The organism is Kitasatospora sp. NPDC057965, assembly GCF_042887135.1.
Taxonomy (GTDB): Bacteria; Actinomycetota; Actinomycetes; order Streptomycetales; family Streptomycetaceae; genus Kitasatospora.
In genome coordinates, this window is record NZ_JBHVPZ010000007.1 from 43993 (window position 1) to 65457 (window position 21465).

At 73.9% G+C, this 21465-nt stretch carries 23 protein-coding genes; 14 read left to right on the plus strand and 9 right to left on the minus strand.

Annotated features, from left to right (window positions below; genetic code table 11):
- Nucleotides 1-13: 13 nt before the first annotated feature.
- The 3 genes from ACFVVU_RS10805 to ACFVVU_RS10815 all read left to right on the plus strand — a co-directional run bounded on the left by ACFVVU_RS10805 (nt 14) and on the right by ACFVVU_RS10815 (nt 3122).
- Nucleotides 14-568: a SigE family RNA polymerase sigma factor gene (locus ACFVVU_RS10805; protein ID WP_355360468.1), complete on the plus strand. Its 555-nt coding sequence runs from the start codon at nt 14-16 to the stop codon at nt 566-568.
- Nucleotides 561-2147: a hypothetical protein gene (locus ACFVVU_RS10810; protein WP_387789276.1), complete on the plus strand. Its 1587-nt coding sequence runs from the start codon at nt 561-563 to the stop codon at nt 2145-2147. Before ACFVVU_RS10805 ends, ACFVVU_RS10810 begins: the two co-directional genes overlap by 8 nt.
- A gap of 189 nt (nt 2148-2336) precedes the next feature.
- The gene (locus tag ACFVVU_RS10815) at nt 2337-3122 is read left to right on the plus strand and encodes an SURF1 family protein (protein WP_355360462.1); all 786 of its coding nucleotides are present in this window, start codon (nt 2337-2339) and stop codon (nt 3120-3122) included.
- Nucleotides 3123-3152: 30 nt separating this feature from the next.
- On the opposite strand, the gene ACFVVU_RS10820 is transcribed toward ACFVVU_RS10815, so the two are convergent.
- The 4 genes from ACFVVU_RS10820 to ACFVVU_RS10835 all read right to left on the minus strand — a co-directional run bounded on the left by ACFVVU_RS10820 (nt 3153) and on the right by ACFVVU_RS10835 (nt 7589).
- Entirely contained in the window at nt 3153-3677 is a 525-nt protein-coding gene (locus ACFVVU_RS10820; protein ID WP_387789277.1) for a hypothetical protein, read from the minus strand.
- Between the two features lie 26 nt (nt 3678-3703).
- Nucleotides 3704-5593, minus strand: coding sequence for a prolyl oligopeptidase family serine peptidase (locus ACFVVU_RS10825; RefSeq protein ID WP_387789279.1), 1890 nt, complete (start codon nt 5591-5593; stop codon nt 3704-3706).
- Nucleotides 5594-5704: 111 nt separating this feature from the next.
- On the minus strand, nt 5705-7123 hold the full coding sequence (locus ACFVVU_RS10830; protein WP_380679570.1) for an MFS transporter: 1419 nt from the start codon (nt 7121-7123) through the stop codon (nt 5705-5707).
- An 88-nt stretch (nt 7124-7211) separates the two neighbouring features.
- On the minus strand, nt 7212-7589 hold the full coding sequence (locus tag ACFVVU_RS10835) for a nuclear transport factor 2 family protein (protein ID WP_380679567.1): 378 nt from the start codon (nt 7587-7589) through the stop codon (nt 7212-7214).
- Nucleotides 7590-7742: 153 nt separating this feature from the next.
- Here ACFVVU_RS10835 and ACFVVU_RS10840 point away from each other — a divergent pair, with 153 nt between their 5' ends.
- Complete coding sequence (locus tag ACFVVU_RS10840) at nt 7743-10454, plus strand: ATP-binding protein (protein WP_387789281.1); 2712 nt, start codon at nt 7743-7745, stop codon at nt 10452-10454.
- 77 nt (nt 10455-10531) lie between these two features.
- Nucleotides 10532-10741 carry a DUF397 domain-containing protein gene (locus ACFVVU_RS10845; RefSeq protein ID WP_387789283.1) on the plus strand — a complete coding sequence of 70 codons (210 nt, stop codon included), beginning with the start codon at nt 10532-10534 and terminating at the stop codon, nt 10739-10741.
- A 73-nt stretch (nt 10742-10814) separates the two neighbouring features.
- Here the strand turns inward: ACFVVU_RS10845 and ACFVVU_RS10850 are convergent, their stop codons facing one another.
- Nucleotides 10815-11303, minus strand: a complete 489-nt coding sequence (locus tag ACFVVU_RS10850) for an NUDIX domain-containing protein (protein ID WP_380679558.1) — start codon at nt 11301-11303, stop codon at nt 10815-10817.
- A gap of 184 nt (nt 11304-11487) precedes the next feature.
- Nucleotides 11488-11742 carry a hypothetical protein gene (locus ACFVVU_RS10855; RefSeq protein ID WP_387789285.1) on the minus strand — a complete coding sequence of 85 codons (255 nt, stop codon included), beginning with the start codon at nt 11740-11742 and terminating at the stop codon, nt 11488-11490.
- Between the two features lie 135 nt (nt 11743-11877).
- Here ACFVVU_RS10855 and ACFVVU_RS10860 point away from each other — a divergent pair, with 135 nt between their 5' ends.
- The 3 genes from ACFVVU_RS10860 (at nt 11878) to ACFVVU_RS10870 (ending at nt 13269) form a co-directional block, all read left to right on the plus strand.
- Nucleotides 11878-12690, plus strand: a complete 813-nt coding sequence (locus ACFVVU_RS10860) for a Scr1 family TA system antitoxin-like transcriptional regulator (protein ID WP_380685842.1) — start codon at nt 11878-11880, stop codon at nt 12688-12690.
- Between the two features lie 10 nt (nt 12691-12700).
- Nucleotides 12701-12913: a DUF397 domain-containing protein gene (locus ACFVVU_RS10865; RefSeq protein WP_380685840.1), complete on the plus strand. Its 213-nt coding sequence runs from the start codon at nt 12701-12703 to the stop codon at nt 12911-12913.
- A gap of 134 nt (nt 12914-13047) precedes the next feature.
- Complete coding sequence (locus tag ACFVVU_RS10870) at nt 13048-13269, plus strand: DUF397 domain-containing protein (RefSeq protein ID WP_387789288.1); 222 nt, start codon at nt 13048-13050, stop codon at nt 13267-13269.
- Between the two features lie 349 nt (nt 13270-13618).
- On the opposite strand, the gene ACFVVU_RS10875 is transcribed toward ACFVVU_RS10870, so the two are convergent.
- Together ACFVVU_RS10875 and ACFVVU_RS10880 are read right to left on the minus strand one after the other, a co-directional pair.
- The gene (locus ACFVVU_RS10875) at nt 13619-14215 is read right to left on the minus strand and encodes a hypothetical protein (RefSeq protein ID WP_387789290.1); all 597 of its coding nucleotides are present in this window, start codon (nt 14213-14215) and stop codon (nt 13619-13621) included.
- Between the two features lie 192 nt (nt 14216-14407).
- On the minus strand, nt 14408-15580 hold the full coding sequence (locus ACFVVU_RS10880) for a saccharopine dehydrogenase NADP-binding domain-containing protein (protein WP_387789292.1): 1173 nt from the start codon (nt 15578-15580) through the stop codon (nt 14408-14410).
- Nucleotides 15581-15657: 77 nt separating this feature from the next.
- On the opposite strand from ACFVVU_RS10880, the gene ACFVVU_RS10885 reads away from it, so the two are divergent.
- Together ACFVVU_RS10885 and ACFVVU_RS10890 are read left to right on the plus strand one after the other, a co-directional pair.
- Nucleotides 15658-16230 (plus strand): TetR/AcrR family transcriptional regulator, encoded by a 573-nt coding sequence (locus tag ACFVVU_RS10885; protein WP_387789294.1) that lies wholly within the window; start codon nt 15658-15660, stop codon nt 16228-16230.
- Nucleotides 16231-16269: 39 nt separating this feature from the next.
- Complete coding sequence (locus ACFVVU_RS10890) at nt 16270-17238, plus strand: alpha/beta hydrolase (RefSeq protein ID WP_387789296.1); 969 nt, start codon at nt 16270-16272, stop codon at nt 17236-17238.
- 105 nt (nt 17239-17343) lie between these two features.
- Here ACFVVU_RS10890 and ACFVVU_RS10895 read toward each other — a convergent pair whose 3' ends face one another.
- Nucleotides 17344-18018: a hypothetical protein gene (locus ACFVVU_RS10895; protein WP_380685832.1), complete on the minus strand. Its 675-nt coding sequence runs from the start codon at nt 18016-18018 to the stop codon at nt 17344-17346.
- Nucleotides 18019-18153: 135 nt separating this feature from the next.
- On the opposite strand from ACFVVU_RS10895, the gene ACFVVU_RS10900 reads away from it, so the two are divergent.
- The 4 genes from ACFVVU_RS10900 to ACFVVU_RS10915 all read left to right on the plus strand — a co-directional run bounded on the left by ACFVVU_RS10900 (nt 18154) and on the right by ACFVVU_RS10915 (nt 21460).
- A complete protein-coding gene (locus tag ACFVVU_RS10900) occupies nt 18154-18738 on the plus strand; it encodes a hypothetical protein (RefSeq protein ID WP_387789298.1) in 585 nt (194 codons plus the stop codon).
- A 31-nt stretch (nt 18739-18769) separates the two neighbouring features.
- Nucleotides 18770-19513, plus strand: coding sequence for an NUDIX hydrolase (locus tag ACFVVU_RS10905; protein ID WP_387789300.1), 744 nt, complete (start codon nt 18770-18772; stop codon nt 19511-19513).
- 493 nt (nt 19514-20006) lie between these two features.
- Nucleotides 20007-20261 carry a hypothetical protein gene (locus tag ACFVVU_RS10910; protein ID WP_387789302.1) on the plus strand — a complete coding sequence of 85 codons (255 nt, stop codon included), beginning with the start codon at nt 20007-20009 and terminating at the stop codon, nt 20259-20261.
- 152 nt (nt 20262-20413) lie between these two features.
- Nucleotides 20414-21460 (plus strand): protein kinase family protein, encoded by a 1047-nt coding sequence (locus ACFVVU_RS10915; protein ID WP_387789304.1) that lies wholly within the window; start codon nt 20414-20416, stop codon nt 21458-21460.
- Nucleotides 21461-21465: the final 5 nt, after the last annotated feature.

The window sequence follows — 21465 nt, forward strand, 5'->3', positions numbered from 1 at the left end:
GGAAGATAGCCAGATGACGGCAGTCGCACCCGGCGCCGCGGACTCCGGCGCCGGTAGCACCGGCACCGCCGCCGGGACCAGCGAGGATCTGCTCACCGAGACCTATCAGGCGCACTACCGCTCTCTGCTGCGACTGGCCGCGCTGCTCCTCGACGACCTGTCGAGCTGCGAGGACGTCGTCCAGGAGGCGTTCATCCGGGTGCACGCGGCCCGGCGGCGGGTGCGCGAACCCGAGAAGACGCTGGCCTACCTGCGGCAGACCGTGGTCAACCTGTCCCGCTCGACGCTGCGGCGCAGGATCCTCGGACTGCGGTTGCTGCAGAAGCCGATGCCTGACATGGCCAGTGCAGAGGAAGGCGCCTACGATGCGCTGGAGCGTGACCAGTTGAAGGTCGCTCTGCGGGGTCTGCAACGCCGTCAGCGGGAGGTTCTGGTGCTGCGCTACTTCGTGGACATGACGGAGGCGCAGGTGGCGGAGACCCTGGGCATCTCGCTCGGTTCGGTGAAGGCGTACGGCTCACGAGGGCTTGCCGCGCTGCGGGTCCAGATGGAGGCCGGGCATGGCTGAGAACGACGGTACGGGCGCGGGCGGGGGTGCCGCGTTCGGCGGGGGCGCCGCCTTCGACGGGGAGGAACCCCGTGAGCGCGAGGAGCGGCTGGTCCGGGAGCTGATGCAGCGGGCCGTGGCCGAGGTGCAGCCCGCACCCGGCGGCCTGCAGCACATCCGGCGGGCGGTGCCGCGCCGGCGGGCCGTCCGGCGCGGGGCCTGGACGGGCGCCGCCGCGGTGGTGGCCGCCGCCTCCTTCCTGATGCCGGCCCTGCACACCGCGGACCACCTCGGCCTGTCCGGCGGTCCCGGCTCGCCCGGAACCGCGAGCGGGAGCGCCTCCGCCACCGTCACGGGCACCGTCCCCGGCGGCGCCACCGGCACGCCCGAACCGCCCCCGGCCACCGACCTCGGGCTGCCGGTCGTACCGGGCATCCCGTCCGGCACCGTCGGCGGCTCGCCGAGCGCCGGCCCGAGCACCACCCGTCCCGCGCCCGGCACCGTCCCCCCGGCCGCCACCACCACCGGCGGGAGCGACGCCCCGACGCCGGCGCTGTGCACGCGCTCCGACCTCGGGCAGGGCGCCACGCAGCTCGGCGCCGCGGACGCGGAAGGGCGGATCTACGGCTCCTTCACCGTGACCAACGTGTCCGGGCGCAGCTGCCAGCTGGGCGGGCCCGGCTCGGTCACCGTCACCGGCGTCGCGACGCCGGACAGCGGCCGCGTCCGGATCGCCTTCCACACCGCAGGCGACCCGGCCACCGAGCTGCCCGCGCCCGGCCCCTCGTCCGGACCCGCGACCGGGAAGGACGCGGGGAGCGACGGCCCCGTCCTCGTACCCCGGGCCGGGTACCGGGTGGACTTCGCCTGGATCCCGGACCCGGCGGGCTGTTCGACGCCGGGAGGGACGGCCTCGCCGAGCGCCTCCACCGGGTCCGGGCAGCCGGGCACGTCGGGCGGCGGCGGGACCTCGGGCGGCGGTACGTCCGGGGGCGGCACGTCGGGCGGCGGCGGGAGTTCGGGCGGTGGCACGTCCGGGGGCGGCACCTCGGGCGGCGGGACGACGGGGGGCGGCGGGCCCGTTCCCGGCGGTACCGCGAGCACCGGACCGGGGGCGGGCCCGGGCGCGGTGCCGGGTGCGAACAGTGGTGGCGGTTCCGGCGGGACCGGCGGTGACACGGGCGGCTCGGGGAGCACGGGGGGTACGGCCTCCGGCGGCGGCTCGGCGGGCACCGGCGGCGGCGCGGCCGGCGGGGTCCAGACGAGCGGACCGATGACCTCGGCGGGCGGTACCAGCGGGGTGCCCGGGGTGGTCCCGGCGTCCGATCCCACCGCGGAGCCGACCACGCCGCCGCGTCCGAGCGCGACGACGGCGGGGACGCCCACCGGGGCGCCGAGCCCGTCGGCCACCCCGACGGCCGGCCCGAGCAGGCCCTCGACGAGCGTGACCCTGGCGTACACCCCGGCGCCGGGCAATCCGGCCGCCGCGACCGCCGTCCTGCCCGGCGCCTGCGCGGGGACGGTGTACCGGACGCTGCCGCAGCCGGTGCCGGCCGACGCCCCGGCCGGTGCGCCCCGCACTTCCCCGTCGGCGGGGTGATCTGCCGGCTGCCGGTGGGCGGGGTGCGGGGTGCGGTGCGCAGGAAGTCGGCGGGTCCGACTTCCTGCTCCGGCGGTGGTGTTCGGTGCGTTCGGAGCGGGTGGCGCAGGTCGACCGGTCCGCACATTTTTCGGGGGTGCGGGGGCCCTGGAGGCGGGCGAGGTGTGAGGAGTGGTTACCGTGGGGGGTGTGTACCGGTTTCTCCTCACCCCGCGCTGGCTGAGCGGCACCGCGCTGGCCGTCGCGGCCGTCGCGGTGTGCGTCTGGCTCGGCTCCTGGCAGCTCGGCCGGTTCGAGGACCGGGTCTCCTCGCACCAGGAGATCAGCCGGGCGGTGGCCGACGGCGGCGCGCCCCGGCCGCTCGACGACGTGCTCGCCGCCGACCGCCCGCAGGTCACCACCGACACCGTCGGCCGCGCCGTGACGGTCACCGGCACCTTCGAACAGGAGCACCAACTGCTCGTCCCCAACCGCGTGTTGGACGGCAAGCAGGGCTACTACGTGCTCACCCCGCTGCGCACCGCCGACGGCCGGACCGCCGCGGTCGTCCGCGGCTGGGCGGCCGGTGAACCCCCGGCCGGGGCGACCGTGCCCGCGCCGGCCGGTGAGGTGACCGTGACCGGCCGCCTCCAGGCGGGCGAGACCAGCGGCAGCGGCGGCGCCGTCGCCGGTGGCCTCCCGGACGGGCAGCTCGGCACGATCAACCGGGCCGCGCTCGTCAACAAGCTCGCCCTGGACGGCTGGTACGACGGCTGGGTGTCCACCGACACCGCGCCGGAAGGGTTCACCCCCGTGCCGACCGTGCAGCCGCAGGGCGGTGACGGGCTCTCCCTGCGCGCGTTCCAGAACCTCGGCTACACGCTGGAGTGGTTCGTCTTCGGCGGCTTCGTGGTGTTCATGTGGTTCCGCCTGGTGCGCCGCGAGGCGGAGGCGGAGCAGGACCGGGCCCTCGGGCTGGACCCGGTCCTGGACTGACAGCGGACGGCCGGTCGTCCGGCCCTCCGGTCAGCGGGTCGGCTTCGCCGGCGGAACGGCCGGCTTGGCCGGGACGGTCGGCACGCTCGGCACGCTCGGAGCCGGTGCCGTCGGCGTCGGTACCGACGGTGTCGACGCCGTGGGCGAGGGTGCGACGGTCGGCGGCGGGTTGTCGCACCGGCGGGCGCTGTTGTTGCCGTTGCCGCCGCCGTTGTTGTGGTCCGAGTCGTAGGTGTCGGTGTGGTGGCGCGTCTTGCGTCCGCTCTTCGAGCCCTTGGACCCCTTGGACCCCGTGGACCCCTTCGAGCCCGACTTGGCGAGCACCACCACGCCGCCGTCCTCCCCGGCCCGGGCCACCTCGACCGTGGTGGTGCGGAACGCCGCACTCACCACGGTCGAGGTGGCCGTCGGTGACGGGGACCACGACGGCGACGGCGAGGCGGGCGGCGGACAGGCCGCGCTCCCGCCGCCGTCACCGCCGTCCTGGCCCGAGCAGCCGGTGAGCACCAGCACCCCGGCCACCCCCGCCCCCACGATCGTCAGCAGGCGCCTCACCCCGTACCCCCCCGTTCCCGCGTCCCCTACGGCCGCGCGTCCGCCCGATTCTCGCCCACCGCCGCACCGGCGAGGTGCCGGCGGACGAACTCGATCTCCAGCCGCAGCTGCTTGATCCGCTCGTCCACGACCAGCGACCCGTGCCCGGCGTCGTACCGGTACACCTCGTGCGGCTTGCCGAGCTGCTCCAGCCGCTCGACGTAGTTGTCGATCTGCTTGATCGGGCAGCGCGGGTCGTTCACCCCGGCGCTGATGTACACCGGCACCCGCACCTGATCGACGTACGTCAGCGGCGAGGAGGCCGTCCAGCGCTCGGGCACCTCCTCCGGCGTGCCGCCGAAGAGCGTGCGGTCGATCGCCTTCAGCGCCTCCATCTCGTCCTCGTACGCCGTCAGGTAGTCCGCGACCGGCACGGCGGCGACGCCGAGGCTCCACAGCTCCGGCTGCGTGCCGAGGCCGAGCAGCGTGAGGTAGCCGCCCCAGGAGCCGCCGGACAGCACCAGCCGCTCCGGATCGGCCAGCCCGCTCGCCACCGCCCACTCGCGCACGGCGGCGATGTCCTCCAGCTCGATCAGCCCGACCCGCTCGCGCAGCGCGTCCGTCCAGGCCTGGCCGTAGCCGGTGGAACCGCGGTAGTTGACCCGGACCACCGCGAAGCCGTGGTCCAGCCAGGCGGCCGGTCCGGCGGCGAAGGAGTCGCTGTCGTGGTGGGTCGGGCCGCCGTGGACCTCGAACACGGTCGGGAACGGTCCCTCGCCCGCTCCGGCGCCGGCCGGCCGCTGGACCAGCGCGTGCACCCGCCCGCCGGGCCCCTCCACCCAGACGTCCTCGACCGGCACCGAGCCGGGCGGGACGGCGCCGGGCGCGCGCAGCACCACGGTGCCGGCGGTGGATCGCACGGCCGACGGCTCGGCGGCGGAGGACCAGAGGAACTCCACGGTGCCGTCCGGGCGCGGGGTGGCGCCGCCGACGGTGCCGCGCGGGGTGTCCAGCCGGGTGAGCACGCCCTCGTCCAGCGCGTACGAGAACAGCTCGCTGCGCGCCTCGTACTCGTGCTCGATCAGCAGCGTGCGGGCGTCGGGCCGCCACTGGGCGGAGAGGTCGCCGGGCAGCTCGCGGCCCTGCTCGTCGCGCAGCCGCAGCGCCGTCTCGGTGCCGGTCGCGACGTCCCAGATGATCGGCTCCCAGCGGCCGGTGCGCTGGTGGGCGACCAGCAGCCGGGTGTCGCCGTCGAGCGGCGCGAAGCCCAGGCAGGCCACCCCGTGCGGCTCGTCGTGGCCGGTGACCTCGTCCAGCTCGGCCACGGTGGTGACGTCGGCGCCCTCGGCGGGCAGCCGGACGACCCGGATCGCGCCGTGCATGGCGTCGCCGTGCTCGGTGTGGTCGATGGCCAGCAGGGTGCCGTCGTGGCTGAGGTCGCCGACGCCGCCGTACTCGGCGTGCCGGTAGATCTCGACGGCCTGCGCCGCACCGGGGCGGCGCAGGTGCAGGGTGGTGCCGCCGTCGTCGGTGGAGCGGCCGACCACCACGGTGCCGTCCCGGCCCAGGGCGAGGCCCGCCTCGTAGGACGGGGCGAGGCCGGGGACGGCCTCCTCGTCGGGGCCGTCGGCGCCCTCGGGGCGGCCGGCGAAGGGCTGACGGCGCCAGATGCCGAACTCGTCGCCGTCGCTGTCGTCGAACCACCAGATCCACTCGCCGTCGGGGGACAGCTCGGCGTCGGTGGTGCCATTGGGGCGGTCGGTGACCCGCCGGTGGGTGTCGGTGGCGCGGTCCCAGGCGTAGACCTCGTAGGTGCCGCTGGCGTTGGACACGTACAGCGCCCGCTCGGGGGCGTCCTCCGCCCAGTCCGGCAGGGAGACCCGTGCCGCCCTGAACCGCTGCTCCCACGCCGGTACGGCGCTCTTCTCCTCGCTCATCCACCCATCCAACCCGATCGGGGGGAGGAAACGGAACGGGAGGGCGGCAGGGAAGCGGAAGGGAGAGGGGACGCTCCGCGATGCGACCCCCACCCTCCCGTGCCCAGTGGCTCACCCCGTGCGGCGCGGCAGCAGCTGGACCAGGCCCGCGAGCAGCACCTCCAGCACCGCCAGCGCCGCGAGGCTGCGCCCGAACGCGGTGGCCGGGTTGTCGGCGGCGTAGTACAGGATGCCGATCAGCGCGACCCCGAGCGCCCCCGCCACCTGCTGGACGGTGGCCACCAGGCCCGCCGCCGAGCCGGCCAGCCGCGGTTCGACGACCGCCAGCACCGCGGACGTCACCGGGGCGATCACCAGGCCCATCCCGAGCCCGTCCACGAACAGGCCGGGCGCCAGCCACCAGACGCTGCCGGTGGTGCCCGTGGCGTGCACCGCGAGCCCGAGCAGGCCCAGCCCGGCGGCCATCAGCAGCCCGCCGAGCGCGATCGTCTGCCGGCCCAGCCGGGCGGTGACGCGGTGCACGGCGGTGGAGGTCACCAGGTAGCCGAGGCCGATCGCGGTGAAGACCAGGCCCGCGCCGAGCGCGTCCAGGCCGCGGCCCGGCTGGAGGTAGAGCGCGAGCACCAGGAAGAACGACCCCTGGCCGAGCGAGAAGGCCAGCTGCGCGAGCAGGCCGGTGGTGAACGCGCGGCCGGCGAACAGCCGGGTGTCCAGGAGCGGTGAGCGGCCCGCCAGGCCGCTCTGGTGCTGGTGGACGGCGAAGAGCGCGAGCAGGGCGATCGAGGCGCCCAGGCAGAGCCAGGTCCACAGCGGCCAGCCGGCCCCGGGGCCCTGGATCAGCGGCAGCACCAGGCCGGTCAGCGCGACGGTGACCAGCGCGACACCCACCGGGTCCAGGCCCGGCCGGTGCGGGGCGCGCGACTCGGGCAGGCAGCGCCGCACCAGCGCCAGGGCGGCCAGGCCGACCGGCAGGTTGAGCAGGAAGCAGCTGCGCCAGTCCAGGCCGAACAGGTCGGCGCGGATCAGCACCCCGCCGATCAGCTGGCCGAAGACGGCGCCGATCCCCATGGTCAGCCCGTACATCGAGAACGCCCGGGCCTGCGCGGCGCCGCTGTACGCCGTCCGCAGGATCGCCAGCACCTGCGGGCTCATCAGCGCCGCCGCCAGTCCCTGGGCCACCCGGGCGGCGACCAGCGCGTCCGCGGTCGGCGCCAGGCCGCAGGCCGCCGAGGCCAGGGTGAACAGGGACAGGCCGAGTCCGAACAGCCGGCGCCGGCCGTAGCGGTCGCCGAGCCGGCCGGCGGTGATCAGTCCGGCGGCGAAGGCGAGGCCGAAGCCGGCGACCACCCATTGCACGGCGGCCGGTCCGGCCCGTAGGTCGTTCTGGAGGGAGGGGATGGCGACGTTGACGACGAAGACGTCGAGGGCGGTCATGAAGGTCGCGGTCAGGAGGACCGGCAGCAGACCGCGCGGGGCGGGGGCGGCCGATGTCGTGCGGGCGGTCGGACGGGCGGTGAGCGTCCTGGACAACTCTTCGTCTCCTGGGGCAGGTCGGGGGAGCGGCGGGAACGGGCGGTGGGGCGCCCGCCCCCGCCGGCCGGAGGGGGCGGTGTCGACCTCAGGCGCCCGGGACGCGGTCGAGGAAGCCGTACACCGAGGCGATCCGGCCCGCCGCGTCGGCGACCAGCACGTCGAAGCCGATGACCAGCGGCTCCTCGCCGGCCGGGCCGAGGTTCCACGTGAAACGTGCGATGTCGTGGTGGGCGTCGACCGGGCCGAGGGTGAACACCAGGCCGGGGAACTGCGCCTGGGCGGCGCCGATCAGCGCGTCGACGGCCTCGCGGCCGGAAACGGCGGCCAGCGGGTCGGTGTAGCTGCCGTCCTCGGCCCAGGCGTCGTCGACCAGCTTCCGGCGGGCGGCCGGGTCGGTCTCGTTCCAGGCGGCGAGGTAGCGGGCGGCGAGCTGCCGGAGGTCGGTCGGCTGGGTGTCGGTCATGGTCTTCTCCCTTGTCCGGTAGGGCTGTTGGCGGGCCGTTCCCGCTGGTCAAGACGGTACGGACGGCGGGCGGCGGGCGAATCCGTCACGGATAGGTAGGGGTGTACGTAGGTCACCGCCAGTAGGGTCGGGCGTATCGGGAGGGGAGACCGGGTGCTGTACGGACGGGAACGGGAGCGGGCCGCCGTCGACGCGCTGCTCGACGGGGCGCGGGACGGCCGCAGCGGGGTGCTGGTGCTGCGCGGCGAGCCGGGGATCGGCAAGACGGCGCTGCTGGAGCACGCGGTGGCGACGGCCGGGGACGGCGTCCGGGTGATCAGGGCGACCGGCGTCGAGTACGAGGCCGAACTCCCCTTCGCGGGCCTCAGCCAGCTGCTGGCACCGGGGCTCGACCGGCTGGAGGCCCTGCCCGGGCCCCAACGGCGGTCGCTGGAGGGCGTGTTCGGTCTCGGGGAGGCGGCCGGTGGTGCGGACCGGTTGCTCACCGGGCTGGCCACGCTCGGGCTGCTGGCGGAACTCGCCGTCGAGCAGCCGCTGTTGTGCGTCGTCGACGATCTGCAGTGGCTGGACCCGTCCTCGCTGGACGCGCTGCTGATCGCGGCCCGCCGGCTCCAGGCGGAGGGCGTCGCGCTGCTGCTCGCCGCCCGGGACGCGGGGGCCGGGGCCGAGGTGCTGCCGCTCGCCGGGCTCCCGGAGCTGCGGCTGAACGGGCTCGCCGAGGCGGACGCCGTCCGGCTGCTCGCCGACCGCGCGGGCGGGGCGCTGCCCGAACCGGCCCGCCGACGGCTGCTCGACGAGGCGGCGGGCAACCCCCTGGCGCTCGTCGAACTCCCCTGGACGGAGGCGGACTGCGCGTCCGGAGGGCTGGCGCTCACCAGTCGGCTGCTGATGGCCTTCCACAGCCAGGTGACCGGACTGCCGGCGGCCACCCAGACGCTGCTCCTGGTCGCCGCGGCCGAGGAGAACGGCGAACTGGACGTCGTGCTGGCCGCCGCCGCCGTGCTCGGGGTGGACGCCGGGGCGCTCGCTCCCGCCGAACGGGTCCGGCTGATCACCGTCAGCGCCGCGCGCAGGCTCGTCTTCCGGCATCCGCTGCTGCGTGCCTCCGTCCTCCAACGCACACCCCTGCAACAGCGGTTGGAGGTTCACCGGGCGATCGGCGAGGTCCTGGAGGAGGGCGACCGGCGTACCTGGCACCTCGCACTGGCCGCCACCGCGCCCGACGCCGACCTCGCCGACGCCCTGGAGCTCACCGCCCAACGGGCCGAGGCGCGCGGTGCGCACGGCGGCGCGGCGGCCGCCTATGAGCGTGCCGCCGGGCTCACCCCGGACCACGACGGTGCCACTCGCCGGCTGGTGCTGGCGGCCGAAGCAGCCACTGAGGAAGGGAAGTTGGCGCAGGCGGAGGCGCTGGCGGACCGGGCCGGGCCGCGAACCGACAGCGTCTTCGCGCACGCCCTGCTCGACCAGGTCCGGGCGGTCGCGCACTTCTGGCGCGGCGCCTACCCGGCCGCGTACCGGCTACTGCTGGACGCCGCCGCCACCGACATCGAGCCCGCCTACGCGGCGCGGATGCTGCTCCAGGCCTTCCATGCCGCCTGGTACGTCGGCGAGGAGCCGGTGGCGACCGTGCTGGACCGGCTGGCCGCCCTCCCGCTCGGCCCCGACGAGCCGCTCGCCCCGCTGGCCCGGGACCTGCCGGCCGCCGTGCTGCCGGCCCTGGGGCGCCCCGCGGCCGGGCCGGTGCCCGACGTGCGGACGACCGCCGAGGCGGCGCGGAAGGCGGGGGCGGAGAGCCCGGTCGACCTGGTGCAGCTGTGCGGCGCGGCGCTCGTCCTCGGGCGCGACCACGAGACGCTGGAGCTGGCGGCGGAGCTGGTCGCGGAGGCCCGGGCCAAGGGGACGGTGGGGGTGCTGCCCACGCTCCAGTTCTTCCTGGCCGAGGCCGAGCTGTTCCACGGACGGCACCGCGATGCGGAAGTCACGGCGGCGGAGGGGCACACGCTCGCCCGGGACACCGGACAGCACCAGTGGACCAGCCAACTCGCCGGGATGCTGGCGTGTTTGGCGGCACTGGGCGGTGCCGACGAGCGGTGCGTGGAGCTGGCCGCCGACGCCCTGGTCTCCGGTTCGTCCGCGTCCGCCGCCGGTGAGCCCTGGGCGCAGTGGGCGCTCGCGCTGCTGGACCTCGGCCGCGGCCGCGCGGCGTCCGCCGCCGACCGGCTGCACACGCTCACCACCGGGCCCTACCGGCACCACATCGGCGCCACCCGGGCGGTGGCCGACCTTGTCGAGGCGGCCGTCCGGCTGGGCGAGCCGGAGCGGGCGGCGGAGCCGTACGAGCGCTTCGCGCGCTGGGCGGCAGCGGCGGGGACGCCGTGGGCTGAGGCGGTACGGCTGCGCTGCCAGGCACTGCTGGGGCCGGACGAGCTGGCGGAGTCCGCGTACCGGGCGGCGCTGGAGCTGCACGAGGGTACGCAGCGCCCGTTCGAGCAGGCGCGGACGGCGCTGCTGTACGGGGAGTGGCTGCGGCGGGGGCGGCGGCGGACGGATGCGAGGCCGCACCTGAGCGCGGCGCTGGAGACCTTCGAGCGGCTGGGCGCGGCGCCGTGGGCGGACCGGGCGCGGGGGGAGCTGACCGCCACCGGCACGGCGGCCCCGACGGCGCCGGCCGTTCCGGCGGGGGCGCTGGCGGTGCTCACCCCGCAGGAGTTGCAGATCGCCCGGCTGGCGGCGCAGGGGCTCACCAACCGGGACATCGCGGCGCAGCTCTTCCTCAGCCCGAGGACGGTGGGGCACCACCTGTACAAGGCGTACCCGAAGCTGGGGATCGCCTCGCGGACGGAGCTGGTGGCGCTGTTCTGAGGGGGCGGGGGCGGATTACGCTCGGCGAGGGGTCAAAGCCTCGGGTCAAGTGGACTGTTGGAAGGAGTGGGGAGGCCATGCAGCACATCGACCTTTCCGACGTTCGGTGGCGTAGGAGTACGTACAGCAGCAACGGCGGCGACTGCGTCGAGGCCGCTCCGGACTTCCCCGGCGCTGTCCCGGTCCGTGATTCCAAGGATCCGTCCGGTCCCGTGCTGGTCTTCACGTCGTCGGAGTTCGCCGCGTTCGTCGCCGCTGTCCGGGCCGGAGAGTTCGGAACCGTCTGACCGCTGCCCGGACGCGATGGCCCTGACCGACGCATCGGTCAGGGCCATCGGCGTGCCCAGGTCCTGGACGGAGCTATTCGGCGGGGGTGCCGCGGAGGAGGAAGGGGAGGTGGGTGCCGTTGGTGAGGGCGGTGAGGGCTTGGGTGGTGCGGCGGTGCTGGTCGGGGGCCATGGCGTCGGGGAGTTGGTGGGGGTGGAGCCAGTGGACGGCGGTGATGGTGGCGGGGGGTCGGTGGCGGGCGACGATCGTTTCCTGGGCGCCGGTGAGGTGGCCGCCCCAGTAGACGAAGTTGATGCCTTCGGGGAGGAGTTGGGCGTCGACGTAGTCGGTGGCGAGGATGTGGCGCAGGGGGAGGACGAGTCCGGTTTCGGTTTCGGTGTGGCGGCGGGCGGCGAGGTGGGGGAGTTCGTTGGCTTCGGCGCTGCCGCCGGGGAGCATGAGGCCGGACTTGTAGGCGGTGGCGATCAGGAGGACGGCGCCGTCGCGGTTGAGGATGAGGGCCTGGTGGCCGAGGCGTCGGCGGGGCGGGGTGGTGAGGATGGCGGGGAGGTGGTGCAGCATGTGGTGCTCCTGTTGGGCGAGAGCCGGGTGAAGCAGGCAGGCAGTCCGGCGGAGATTCCGGTGGTGAGGATCAGCCCGAAGATGAGGAGTTGGGGCGCGAGGGGCCCGTCGTGGATGGGCCAGCAGGCGGCCGTGGCGGCGAGGGTGGAGAGGGTGGCGACGCCGAGGACGGCGGCGAGCAGCTTCACGTCACGTCGGCGGTGCGCGGCCGGCTGGGGTGCTGGACGGTGACGAAGCGGGGCTCGGTGAGGGCCTGGACGTGTTCGGGCTTGGTGGTCCACTCGCAGCCGCCCGCCTCGGGGCGGAGGTGGACGAGCCCGGCGAGGGTGTCCATGTAGACGGCCTCGACGGGCTTGCCGGTGAAGTCCCGGTGCCCGAGGTCTCGGACGACCTCGCCGACGGTGGGGGTGTAAACGGGCATGCGGGGGCGACTGGGCATGGGGGCTCCTGGTTGCGCTGTGCATAGGGATCGCTACGACCCGTATCCATGGTGGGGCGATCTGGGCTACGATCGGAAGGGTTCGCACTGGACACTTCGGCCATGTGGGATTCGGGCTGCGGGAGGCGATCGAACATGCGGCGAACGGAACTTGACCCAACGTCATCGCCTGCGGCGGCCTTCGGAGTTCAACTCCGCAGATCGCGCGAGGCGAAGGGGTTCACCCAGGTCGATCTGGGGAAGATCATCGGCTACAGCGACACCCTCGTGTCCTCCATCGAAAGAGGGACGCGCAATCCCACACAGCTCTTCGCCATCAAGTCCGATGATGCGCTTGATACCGGCGGAACCCTGGAGCTGATGTTCTGGAACATCAGCAACACCTCACTCCTCGAAGGGTTTCCCGAGTACGCAGCCCAGGAGGCCAAGGCGGTCGAGATTCGGCACTTCGAACTTGGCATCGTCCCTGGACTCCTACAGACCCAGGAATATGCGGCGGCATTCGCCGCCGCTGCTGTGCGACGTGGAAAGATCACCCAGGAACAGGCGGACGACCGAGTCAACTTTCTGCTCACTCGCCAGAAGCTGTTGGAGCGAAAGCCCGCGCCTTGGCTTCACTTCGTCCTCGACGAAGGCTGTCTCCGTCGCCCGGTGGGCGGACGTGAGGTGATGCGACGCCAGCTCCGCCACCTGGAGGAGCGGGCAGCAAGGCCCAACATCACCATCCAGATCGCGCCGTACAGCCTCGCCGAGGAGCTGCCGTTCAGCAAGGTGGTCACTCTACTGACCATGGCGGACCGGTCACTCCTCGCCTACTCGGAGTGCCAGATGCGCGGGTTCCTCGCTCGGCAGAGCGAAACCGCCCGCCCTTTGGAAAGGGACTACCATCACCTCACAGTGGAAGCGCTGCCGAAAGCCGCCTCTCTGGAGATGATCCGTCAGGCGTGAAAGGAACGTCATGATCGGCCCCGTAGACCTGTCCATCGCAGCCTGGTTCAAGTCCTCCTACAGCGACAACGGGGGGACCTGCGTTGAGGTGACCCCCGACTTCCCCGGCCTCGTCCCCGTCCGCGACTCCAAGGACCCGTCCGGCCCCGCACTCGTCTTCCCCTCCGACGCCTGGCGATCCTTCGTCACCGCCATCCAGGCCGGCGAGTTCGGCACCATCTGATCACCACCACCCCGGGGCCCTGGCCGCCAAGGCGGCCTGGGCCCTCGCTATGCGGCCGGTTCTGGGATTCGCCTGGCCCCTCTACGCGTCTACTGTGGACAGAGTTCGGATCCACTCGAACTGGGAGGCCTCAAATGACGATCGACAGTGTCGAAGCGGCACTCGCGACGGCCCAGTGGTGCAAGAGCACGTACAGCAACAATGGGGGGTCGTGCGTTGAGGTCGCTCCCAACCTCCCCGGCCTCGTCTCCGTCCGCGACTCCAAGGACCCGTCCGGCCCCGCACTCGTCTTTCCCTCCGACGCCTGGCGATCCTTCGTCACTGCTGTCCAGGCCAATGAGTTCGGCACCATCTGAACCCCACGCTTCGGGGCCGTGACCGCACACCGGTCAGGGCCCTCGTTGTACGGCCAGTGGGGCTGCACCCAGTGCGGCTCGGCCTGGTCCTGAGAACCGCGCGGACACCATGGCTGTTTGTGTCGAGTGCCGCACTGCTCCAGCAGTGATCGAGGATCTCGACGTACAACCGCCACGGCCATGGTGTCTCGCATGCGCGACTGCCCTGGTGCGAGCCGGCGACCCCGTGGTGAGGTACCGCGCGCTCGACGACTCGGACGCCCGCCAACACGTCCTGGCGGGCGGCAGCACCACCGCCGGTCCTCCTCGGCCCCCGACCGGGCTCTCCGGTCGGGGGCCGCTGAACTCCTCACGTCTGCCGTAGATTTGCCGGTGCCCACGGCACAGCGGGGGCGGGAGGGCTGGAGACGCTTTGCGGGACGGTTTTTCCGATGGGTTCTTCACTCACCTGGCACGCGAGACACATCCGGTGGACCTGATGTGCCTCTACCTGCTGCACGGCTCCGCCGCACGGATCCCCGGCCTGCTCGTCGATCGGCGGACGCTCTCGTTCGAGTACCTGAGCCGGCACGTCCGTCCCGAGCACCGCTCCAGCTTCGACGACGCGGACATGTTCTCGCTCTCCATCAGGAGAAAGGTCCACGGGCGGCTGTACGGGCTGGAGTTCAGGCTTCACTTCATCGCCGGTGAGCCCTTCGCCGACGCGGTACTCCCCTTCGGTACCCCTGTCGACCTCCCCCGCTTCATGCACCGCCTTCGTGGGCACCACGCTCCTGGAACGCCCACGGGCGACTGGGACTTCGACGTGTACACCGACGTGCACGATCTCCGCGAGAGCATCGTGCTGTTCGGCAACCGGCGCGAGGTCTGGTTCCGGGTCGACCGGGGCCGGCTGGTGACCGGCCGCCTGCACGGCAACCGGTTCGGGACCGGAACCCAACTGCACGCCGGAAGCGTCCTGTTCCCCGACCGCCTCGCCGCCGTCCAGGGCGCCTCGACCGAGGCACGGGCGTACCGGCGGTACGTGGCCAGGCTGCGCGGCCCTCTGCCCTCCCGCACGGGACGCCCGGACCACCCCGGGTTCGGCCGCTCCGCGAACCGGGTCGTGTTGCGCATGCGTCCCGACGCCCTTCGGCCGCTACCCGGGGATGCCTGTGGACTCGGCTTCGTGCAGGCCGGCTTGGGCGGCGCCGTGGCGGAGTGTCCGGAGTCCGAAGGCCGTGACGGGGCCGTGGGCGCCGGGGGTGAGGGTGGCACCGGCGGTGGCGGCGTGGCTTGCGCCCCAGGCGAGGAGGGTGCCGGTCATCTCGTAGGGGTCGGGGCCGGTGAGGGCGGTGGTGGCCAGAGGCCGGCCTGCCGCGTCGCGGGCGGTGGCGATCACGAGGGCCCGGCCGTCGGGGTCGGGTTCGCGGGTGGAGCCGGGGAGGCGCTGGGAGAGCCTGGTGACGGCGCCGCGGATCGCGGGGGTGCGCAGGAGGGGTGCGGCGAGGTGGGTGGCGGTCTGGACCGGGCGGGTGGCCCGGCCGAACCAGCCGAGGCCCACGTCGACGCTGTCGAGGTGGGGGAAGGCCTCGGGCAGGCCGAGGTGTTCGGAGCCGCCGACGGTCAGTGCGGTGCGGGTGAGACCCGCGTAGCGGAAGGTGAGCAGGCGGGCGCCGGTGTGTTCGGCGGCGAGGCGGGCGGGGCCGCCGGTGCGGGGGCGGCGGTGGGCGAACGCTTCTTCGACGGCGGAGCCGACGAGTGAGGCGCGGGTGCCGCCGGTGGTGAGGGTGAAGGCGTCGCGCAGGGTGCCGCGGTAGCGCGTTTCGTCGCCGCGCCCGGAGCGGGTGAGGAAGTAGCCGATCTCGATGCGGCGGGCTTGTTCGCCGGCCCGGGTGAGGGCGAGGGCGCCGGCGAGGTTGCCGGGGACGTAGTCGTAGCCGAAGGCGGGGACGATGCTCGCGCCGCCGGCGGCGGCGATGTCGTTCAGGGTGAAGGCCTGCCGGATGAAGGGGGGTTCTCCGGTGGAGTCGAGGTAGTGGGCTCCGGCGCGGGCCGCGGCGGTGATCGCGGGCATGCCGAGCCGGACGAACGGTCCTACGGTGGAGACGACGACGTCGGTGGGCTCGAAGATGTCGGTGAGGGCAGCCGTGGAGGTGGCGTCGGCCTCGATGACGTCCAGGTCGGAGCGGAGGTCCTCGGCCAGGGTGAGCATCTTCGCGCGGCTGCGGCCGACCAGGGTCGGCCGCTCGCCGCGGGCGAGCAGCTCGCGCAGTACGCGCCGGCCGGTGAAGCCGGTCGCTCCGAGCAGGACGATTCTGCGCTTGTCCACGATGGCGCCTTTCGTGCGGGGACTCGGGGAACACTCACAACTTTACACTCTTCGAGTCCAGTGTTAACTTTGTAGCCATGCCGAAGGTTCCCTCCTCCCAGCTCGTCCTCGACGCCGCCTACCGCTGCTTCTGCCGCAACGGCTACCGCCGCACCACGGTGTCCGACATCGTCGAAGAGGCGCAGCTGTCCCGCCCGACGGTCTACAAGTACGTCGGGAGCAAGGAGGAGGCGATCGTCAAGGTCGTCGGCTCCCTGCTGGAGCGGGCCGCCGCCGCTTCGGATGCGGCGGCCGGGACCGCGGCCACCCCGGAGGAGAAGGTCCTCGCCGTGCTCGCGGTGAAGCTGGAGGTCGCCATCCGGCTCTGGCAGGACAGCCCCGCCCACGCCCAGGAACTGCTGTCCGCCGCCACCGCCCAGGCCCCCGGCCTGGTCACCGCCTACACCGACCACCTGGCCGGACTCCTGACATCAGCCCTCGCACCGGCCGCCGCGGACGGCGCGCGGCAGGCCGCCGCCGTCCTGCTCACCTTCACCCGCGGCCTGGAGGACGACCTGCGCGACACCGACGCCGTCCGCGGCGAACTCCTCGCCGGCGTACGGATGATCACCCGCGGGGCCCTCGCCCGCCCCGTGTCCATTCCCGGCTGACCCGCACGGGCCGGCCGCCGCCCGAAAGGCGCAACCCTCATGCACACCACCCCCGCCCCCGATCACTACCGCGACCAGCAGGCCTGGCGCGACCTCCAACAGTTCCTGCCCGAGCGGCTGCGCCTGACCGACGCCACCGCACCCGAGGAGGAGTACTGGGACTGGCGCGGGAACCGCGTCCACCTCGACCGCTACCGCAACCCGGACGCCAGGGCCAAGGTCGTCCTGCACCACGGCGTCGGCACCAACGGCCGCCAGATGTCCCTGATCCTCGGCGCCCCGCTCGCCCGACGGGGCTTCGAGACCGTCGCCCTGGACAACCTCGGCTACGGCCTCACCAAGGTCAAGCCCGGCAGCACCCCCTCCTACGACGACTGGGTCGACCTCGTCGTCGACTTCCTCGCCCACGAGCAGTCCCGCGACGACCGCCCCATCGTCCTGTACGGCCTCAGCGCCGGCGGCATGCTCACCTACCACGTCGCCGCCAAGGCCCCCCGTGGCACCCTGCGCGGAATCGTCGGCATGACCTTCCTCGACCAACGCGACCAGCAGGTCCGCGACGAGACCTCCCACGACAAGCTCACCGCCCGCGCCGGCGTCCCCCTCATGGGTCTGATAGCCAGGACCCCGGCCGCCTCCGCCAAGTACCCGATGAGCCTGGCCTCCAAGATGTCCGCCCTCGCCAACGACCCGGACGCCATGAAGGTCCTCATGAAGGACCCCACCTCCGCCGCCAACTGGGTCAGCGTCCGCTTCCTCGACAGCTACGCCACCTACACCCCCGCCGTCGAGCCGCCCGACTTCGACGCCTGCCCCGTCCTGCTCACCCAGCCCGCCGAGGACCGCTGGACTCCCCGCCACCTCAGCGTGCCCGTCCTGTCCCACATCACCAAGGTCCCCGTCGACACCGTCATGCTCGAGAACGCCGGCCACTACCCCCTCGAAGACCCCGGCCTCCAGCAGATGGAGGACGCCATCGCCGAGTTCGTCACCAGGAACACGGCCTGACCGACGCGCCCCGAGCAGCCGGCCCCGCACCGTCGACGGCTGGACTCCCGCCGCCGTTCAGCCGTCGACCCGGCGCCGGCTGACGCCGCGACCGCCGCCGGGTTCTCAGGCGACCTTCCAGCCGTGGGCGTACTCGATGTGCAGCGCGCCCGGGGTGTGGCGCAGGGGGCGGCCGAATCGGGCGCCGTCGTGTTCCAGGGTCACGCACTCATGGGTCTTCGGGTAGCTCAGGGCGCGGGCCGGGCCGTCGGCCACCAGGGAATGCACCAGTGCGCCGGTCGAGCGGAACGCCGTGGCGCTGCCGGTGAGGAACAGGGTCTCCGCGGCGTAGCCGAAGCAGAGCTCGTCGCCCCGACCCCCATGGTGCGCGGGCTGCTCGTCGTCCTCGTCGTCCCTCGGGAAGTCGGTCTCGGGGATCTCCATCGTCTGCGGCTTCCCCGCACCCAGCCGACCGCGCACCGCCTTCCAGCGCGAGGGCGGGAACCCCAACCCGGGCTGCACCAGCACCAGGTCCAGCGCCACCGACGACCGCTGCCACTCACCGGTCCCCGCCGGCCCCTCGCGGCCCGCCTTCAGCGGCACGTACACCAGCGACCGCCGCGACCGCGCGGCCAGCCCCCACGCCACCGCCAGGCTCTCCGCCGCCTGCCGGTCCACGTACATGTCCAGCGACCAGCCGTTGTCGTACAGCACGGCACGACCCGACCTCGGGCCGGCCTTCACCACCCGGTACTCCTCTCCGCCGTGCCGGACCCGGTGGACCGTGGTGCTCAACTTCACCGGACAATTCGTATCCCATCCGGACGCACCCTGTCCCCCGCGTTTGCGCCCCGCCGACCGGTCCACCCGCGTGTCGGCTTTCTGTGCTGTACTGCGCGCACCAACTCCCTCCCCTGCCCCAGGAGTCGACCGCTCGTGAGCGCCACCTGCCCGCAGTGCTCCGCCTCGGACCAGTCCGTCGCCGTTCCGCACGCCCTCGCGCCCACCGCCGAACCGCCGCTCGACGAGCCCACCCGGGCCCTGCTCGCTCCGCCGCCCCCGCCGCAGCCGGGCCGGCACCGGAGCGTCGTGGCGATCACCTTCTACTCCCTCTCGGGCGTGTTCGCCGTGTTCGGTCTCCTGAGCGTCACCAAGTCCTTCAGGGAGGACCTCGAAGGCGCCGAAACGGCCGAGCTGATCGCCTACTTCGTCGGCACGCTCATCGTCCCCGGGTTCCTGCTCGCCGTCGGGCTGATCGCGCACGTCGTCTCGCGCCGCCGCCACGAACGCAGGTTCGTCGAGAACTACGGCCTGCTGCACACCCACTGGCAGCGTCACCAGCACGTCTGGCAGGCCGCCTGGTTCTGCCGCCGCTGCCGGGTCGCCTTCTTCCCCGACGCCGTGCTGCGCCCCGACTTCCCCGCCTCACCGCCGATCCGGCTGGAGCAGTTCCCGCTCTGGGTGGTGACCGCCGCCGACCGCGCCCACGGCTTCCCGAACGCACCCGTCGCGCCGAGCTGACCGCGCGGCCGGTTCCTGCTTCCATGGGCGGATGCCCGAGACACCCTCGCCGTTCCTCCCGCCGCCCGCCGAGGTTCTCGGCGTCCGCCGCATCCGGCTCGTCGAAGTGCCCGCCGCCCGTCTGACCGCCGAGGAGCGGCGGGCCCGGGACCGCGTCTGGGCGGAGATGGTCCTGGCCAATCCCACACTCTTCGACGGCCCGGTGGTGGCGTGCGCGGGCACCTCGTGGCCCCGGCCGGGTGAACTCCACGTCTTCTGGTCGCGCGTGACGTACCGGCACTACGCGCTTCGCCACGTCACCGCCTCCGCCGCCCCCACCGCCTCCCTCTCCGTGAGCGTCCTGCAGCCCACCGACGACGGCCGCCTGCTCGTCGGCCGGATGTCCCCGACCACCGCCGCCCCCGGACGCTGGCAGCCGCCCGGCGGCGCCGTCGAACCCCCGCCCGATGGCGAGCGCCTGGACCTCGCCGCGCTGCGCCGCAACGCCGCCCGGGAGCTGACCGAGGAGACCGGGGTGACCGCCGGGCCGGGCGAGTTGGCGATGTGGGCGGTCACCCGGGGCCGGTACGGCAGCGTCGGCGTGCTCTTCCTCGCCCCGCCACAGCCCGAGCCCGTGCTGCGCGAACGCTTCGGCGCCCTCGCGCCGCCCGAGCGCGAGCTGGTCGAGCTGGCCTTCCTCCGCTCCCCCGCCGACCTGCCGGGCCTGCCCGGCCCGCACGCCGACTACCTCGCCCCGGTCGTCCGCCGCTTCGCCCGCCTCCGGCAGCCGGGCTAGGACACTCCGTCCGTCCACCGACCGGGGCGGGCTCCTCCGGGGCCGCCGGTCGGGAGCCGGTGCGCGCGGCAGTCCAGTCCTTCACTCCAAGAGCGCTACGCCCGCCCACGGGTGGCCCTGACCAAGTAGCGACGGGCCTCGGGGGCTGATGAACCTGGTCGTATCCGTCCGAACGGTGTCCGCGAATCGATCATGGAAGGCTCCCTGGATGAAGGTCAATCGACGACTCTCCGCACTGCTGCTGGCTGCCGCCCTCGGTCTGGGTGCTGCCGGCAGCACCCAGTCGGCCTTCGCGGGCGGGGGCGGGCACGGGGGCCACGGCTCCTGCCAGGCACACGGGTGCCAGGGCCCGGAAGGACCCGAGGGCCCGCCCGGTCCTCCGGGACCGGAAGGCCCGGCAGGTCCGGAAGGTCCGGAAGGTCCGGAAGGCCCGGCAGGCCCCGCCGGCCCGGCCGGCCCCCAGGGGCCCGAGGGCCCTCCCGGCAGGAACGGTGTGTCCGGTCCCACCATCACGGTGAACGGCCCGTCCGTGCCCGCAGACGGGGTGAGCGTGGCCACGGCCGTCTGCCCGGCCGGCTACACCGTGACCAGTGGCGGATACACCTCGGACGGCCCGAACACCTATGGGGGCCTCGGCGAGAAGGGGCACCCCAACAGCACCAACACGGGCTGGCAGGTCCCCGCCCCGCTCGACAACACCCCCGGTGCCGCGATCCACGCCTGGGCGATCTGCCTGCCGTACGGATAGCTCCGTCCGCTCCCACGCCGCAGCCGTCAGCTGACCTCGACCTGCCGGGGAAGCCGCGGCACGCCGCCGAGTACGCCGCCCGCCCGGAATCCGCTCGCACCGGGCCGGCGGCGTCGCCTACGGTGGAGCGATCACCGAGCGAGGAGCGGCAGTTGCGTCACGTCGAAGCCCCGGGGCCGGACCGGCTCGCCGTCTACGGCTCCATCGCGACCCGGCTGTCCCTCCTCGGCGACCGACGGCTCGGCGAGCTCGTGGCCTCCGCCCCGCGCCTCGGGACCGGCGTCGGCGGCACGTCGGCGGCCCTGGACGTCGACGGTACGCGGGTGTTCGTCAAGAAGGTGCCGCTGACGGAGCCGGAGCTCCGGCCGGAGAACGTCCGCTCCACCGCGAACCACTTCGGTCTGCCCGTCTTCTACCAGTACGGGATCGGCTCGGCCGGGTTCGGCGCCTGGCGGGAGCTGGCCGCGCACACCATGACCACCCACTGGGTCCTGGGCGGGGAGTACGACGGCTTCCCGCTGATGTACCACTGGCGCGTGCTGCCCGACACGCCACCCGAGGGCTTCATGGACTTCCTCGGCGGCGTCGACGGCGCCGTCGCCCACTGGGACGGTTCCCCGGCCGTGCGCGAGCGGCTGGAGGCGATCGGCCGGGCCCGCCACAGCCTGGTGCTCTTCCTGGAGCACCTGCCGCAGACGCTCGCCGCCCGGCTGCGCGAGCAGCAGGACGCGGGCCGGTACGGGTGGGCGGCCGACGCCGTGGCACGCGGCGCGGCCTTCATGCGCTCGCGCGGGCTCGTGCACTTCGACGCCCACTTCGAGAACCTCCTCACCGACGGCCAACGCGTCTACTTCGCGGACCTCGGGCTCGCGCTCAGCACGGACTTCGAACTCTCCCCGGAGGAACGGCGGTTCCTCGACCGCCACCGCGCCTACGACCGCGACCACACCGTGACCCACCTGCTCCGCCACCACCTCCTCACCCCCTATCGGGGCGAGACCGAGGCGACCGCCTTCCTGGAGCGGTGGCTCGCCGGCCGGCGGCCCGACGGCGTCCCGGCGGAGGTGGCGGCGATCGTCGACCGGCACGCCCGGACCGCCGTCGTCCTGGGCGGTTTCCAGCAGCGTCTCCGCGACGAGAGCAAGCAGACGCCGTACCCCGCCGCCGAACTCGACCGCGTCACCGCCGACGCCGGGTAGGCGGG

Bases quoted from the DNA above. Each gene is read 5' to 3' on its own strand.
- ACFVVU_RS10845 (WP_387789283.1), top strand. From the start codon at position 10,532: ATGCAGCACATCGACCTTTCCGACGTTCGGTGGCGTAGGAGTACGTAC.
- ACFVVU_RS10810 (WP_387789276.1), top strand. From the start codon at position 561: ATGGCTGAGAACGACGGTACGGGCGCGGGCGGGGGTGCCGCGTTCGGC.
- ACFVVU_RS10805 (WP_355360468.1), top strand. From the start codon at position 14: ATGACGGCAGTCGCACCCGGCGCCGCGGACTCCGGCGCCGGTAGCACC.
- ACFVVU_RS10835 (WP_380679567.1), bottom strand. From the start codon at position 7,589: ATGACCGACACCCAGCCGACCGACCTCCGGCAGCTCGCCGCCCGCTAC.
- ACFVVU_RS10890 (WP_387789296.1), top strand. From the start codon at position 16,270: ATGCACACCACCCCCGCCCCCGATCACTACCGCGACCAGCAGGCCTGG.
- ACFVVU_RS10855 (WP_387789285.1), bottom strand. From the start codon at position 11,742: ATGCCCAGTCGCCCCCGCATGCCCGTTTACACCCCCACCGTCGGCGAG.
- ACFVVU_RS10825 (WP_387789279.1), bottom strand. From the start codon at position 5,593: ATGAGCGAGGAGAAGAGCGCCGTACCGGCGTGGGAGCAGCGGTTCAGG.
- ACFVVU_RS10865 (WP_380685840.1), top strand. From the start codon at position 12,701: ATGATCGGCCCCGTAGACCTGTCCATCGCAGCCTGGTTCAAGTCCTCC.
- ACFVVU_RS10860 (WP_380685842.1), top strand. From the start codon at position 11,878: ATGCGGCGAACGGAACTTGACCCAACGTCATCGCCTGCGGCGGCCTTC.
- ACFVVU_RS10885 (WP_387789294.1), top strand. From the start codon at position 15,658: ATGCCGAAGGTTCCCTCCTCCCAGCTCGTCCTCGACGCCGCCTACCGC.
- ACFVVU_RS10850 (WP_380679558.1), bottom strand. From the start codon at position 11,303: ATGCTGCACCACCTCCCCGCCATCCTCACCACCCCGCCCCGCCGACGC.
- ACFVVU_RS10870 (WP_387789288.1), top strand. From the start codon at position 13,048: ATGACGATCGACAGTGTCGAAGCGGCACTCGCGACGGCCCAGTGGTGC.
- ACFVVU_RS10905 (WP_387789300.1), top strand. From the start codon at position 18,770: ATGCCCGAGACACCCTCGCCGTTCCTCCCGCCGCCCGCCGAGGTTCTC.